At 54.6% G+C, this 3,217-nt stretch carries 1 protein-coding gene and 1 pseudogene; one reads left to right on the forward strand and one right to left on the reverse strand.

The annotated features are described in order from the left end of the window. Positions 1-305: 305 nt before the first annotated feature. Positions 306-728: pseudogene (locus tag K309_RS38830) on the reverse strand (transposase); the annotation flags it as partial. Positions 729-1,479: 751 nt separating this feature from the next. Between K309_RS38830 and K309_RS0134315 the strand changes: the two are divergent. Further along, complete coding sequence (locus K309_RS0134315; protein WP_029050400.1) at positions 1,480-2,961, forward strand: aldehyde dehydrogenase; 1,482 nt, start codon at positions 1,480-1,482, stop codon at positions 2,959-2,961. Positions 2,962-3,217: the final 256 nt, after the last annotated feature.

The following is a 3,217-nucleotide window of genomic DNA, read 5'->3' on the forward strand; positions in this document are numbered from 1 at the left end:
TTCATCACCGGACTGCGAATCTTGGGATGCCTATGACAACGCACTTCCTCAATGCCGCGATGACTCGCGCACTGATTTAATCAGCGTTTCCTTAGGTAGGAAGGTGGTGGCGCTATGGCTAGAGGGTATCTATCGAGCGACACGCACCCAGCAAATTTCGTGCTCACCTTCATGAGCGAAGAAACTAAGCTATGGAGCGAGGTTGCAAAGCAACCTACGAAAAAGTGGGGCAACTATCTTGAAGGGAATCGCTGATCAATGAGGTTTGCGGTTGATGTTGCACACGCCGTGGCTTTTCTTGCTGAAGACGGATTGCTTCCCTCTGAGGCCACTAACAGTTTCCTGGCGTACACCAGATTCGCCAGACCAAACAGGCTGAACAACTGCGTCGTGTTCTTGACCAGACCCAGGTAGCGAACCTTGCGATGTCCAAACAAGTTCTTGACGACATGGAACGAATGCTCGACCCGCGCTCAAATCTGGGTTTTGGCTCGTTCGACGGCGATCAGCAGGTCCTTGACTACTCCATTACGCATCGACTTGATCTTGGCGCGTTTGACGGCAATCTACCACTTCACGGTCTTGCCATTCATCTCCTCGCGCTTGTCCACGCCCGTGTAGCCCGCGCCGCCAAATGCATGCTCCTCGTGGCCATGCAGGAAAGCATGTGCCTGCGACACGTCCGACTCGTTGGCCGCGGTGCATACCACGTTGTGTACCAGTCCAGAGGCATCAGGTTAAGAAAAGCAATGCCTGGCATTGGAATGAATGCCCAGGTATGCAAAGGTTGAACGATCTTGCTATCTCATCTCCGCCTCGTGGCTCCAATCGCGGGAATAGCATTTGGCTGGATTCACTGTAGTGTCAGATGGGAAAGTGTCGAAGGTGGGGCTTTTTTTTTCTGCGGCACTAGTGGGCTGGATGGCCTCACTATGGACGCGCGGAGGGTTGTAGGGCTCTTTAGGCTGCATTTCGGTACTTAGCACCAAAGGAGAGCCGGAACGGATTCTGGTAAGCCAGACTGGAGCGACCACGACAAATCTCACATTTTGTCCGACAGCGGTGGCGGAGGCGCCGTCAATTTTTTGTGACTGAGTCGGAAACTGGAACGGCCCTTCGGATCACACCGTGAACTGACGTAGCTTCCTCAAAGGGTTACGATTGCTCCATGATCAAGCTTTGCCAAGCCGTTCGGGCGTTGGAGGTGTTGATTCCTAAAGCCTTTGCAGACAGGGGTGCATTGTTTAACAGGCTCGTGCGGGGACCGACCAGAAAACCATTAAAGATGGGAGCGAGGTTATAAGCGACAATGGATGCCGATCCTCCGCGTCGGGGTGATGTGCTTGACACATGAATGCGAGCAAGTGCAAGAATTGAGTCGACGCACTTGCGGTGCTGGGGACCATAGCAAGGCGCTGTCGAATGAATGAAATGCAATACCGACCAAATGCTCATTAGATAAGGGGAATTTAGATTCAAATGAAACGCTATAAATTGTTCATTGACGGCCGTTACGTCGATCCAGTAAGACTGGAGTGGTTCGATACGGTCAACCCGTACACCGGCGAGGTTTGGGCACGCATCCCTAGAGGTACAAAGGAAGACGTTGATATCGCGGTAGCCGCAGCTTCGCGTGCCCTGAAGGCGGGACCTTGGGCGATGATGACAGCCACGGCGCGCGGAAAACTAATGCGACGTCTCGGTGATCTGGTCCTTGAAAACGCCCAGCGCCTGGCAGAAACTGAGGTACGGGACAATGGCAAGGTGATGACTGAGGTGCTGAACCAGCTTCGGTCGCAGTCGGAGTGGTGGTGGTACTTCAGCGGCCTAGCTGACAAGATAGAAGGCGCTGTTGTTCCTTTGGACAGGTCCGATGCCTTTGCTTTTACCACCCACGAGCCAGTTGGCGTGGTCGCTGCCTTGACGGCCTGGAACTCACCTTTGCTTTTCGTAGCGATGAAATGCGCGCCCGCCTTGGCAGCAGGCTGCACCGTGGTCCTGAAGCCATCAGAATTTGCTTCGGCGAGCACACTGGAGTTCATGGAGTTAACCCAGCACGCCGGCTTCCCGAGGGGAGTATTCAACGTTGTCACTGGATTTGGTCCAGAGACCGGGGCTGCGTTGGTGGAACACCCTGACGTCGCTAAGGTGAGTTTTACTGGATCGGATGCCACCGGGGCAAAGGTCTACGCCGCTGCTGCAAAGTCTATGAAACGGGTTTCAATGGAATTAGGTGGTAAGTCGCCCAATATTGTGTTCGAGGATTGCGACTTCGCACAGGCAGTAAGTGGAGCTGTGTCGGGGATCTTTGCAGCGACCGGTCAAGCGTGTGTGGCAGGGTCCCGCTTGCTGGTGCAGAATAGCATCAAGGACCTTTTCGTCGATCAACTTGTCAGCATGGTTGCATTGGCGCGAGTCGGTGATCCAAACGCACCGGAGAATAGCTTCGGTCCTCTCGCAACACCGGAGCAGTATAAAAAGGTTTTGCGGTACATCGACATCGCCAAGTCAGAAGGCGCTCGCTGTGTAATAGGGGGCGAGGCTATACGGGATCTCTCTGGTGGGCAGTTTGTACAGCCCACGGTTTTTGTCGACGTAAAGAGCGACATGCGCATCGCGCAAGAAGAGGTGTTCGGCCCCGTGCTCTCGGTCATGGGCTTCGATGACGAAGCGGACGCAGTGAGGATCGCCAATGATGTTATTTATGGGCTCGCCGCAGGAGTATGGACAGCTGATATCTCCAAGGCGCTTCGTGTATCAAAGGCGCTCAGGGTCGGCACAGTGTGGATTAACACCTATCGCGCGACGAGCTTCAACCTCCCTTTCGGTGGCATGAAGCAATCCGGTATTGGCCGTGAGAACGGTATCGAAGCTGTGAGCGAGTTCCTCGAGACCAAAAGTGTCTGGGTTTCGACTAAGGCAGGGACGCCGGCTAAGACAGTCAGCGCAAACGCGCAGTAGCAAATTGGCCTATACATAGGGAATGAGGATGAGATAAGTATCCTCCCAGTGCCTTCAGAAGGGCATCAGAGCACATGCCAGCGGAACCGGCTAATGCAGTGGCAAAGCACGAGCTGCGTGCCTGTGTCGTCGTAGACATGAAGTATTCGAGCCTGGTCCGCCGGTTCCGTCGCGATAAGGAGGTAGGGGCGAGCGGGGGACGGAAAGGTGCTGCGGTTAGGCCACCAGGGAGTAGAACTGCTCGGCAGCGGACGGA

Source organism: Cupriavidus phytohabitans, assembly GCF_000426345.1.
Taxonomy (GTDB): Bacteria; Pseudomonadota; Gammaproteobacteria; order Burkholderiales; family Burkholderiaceae; genus Cupriavidus.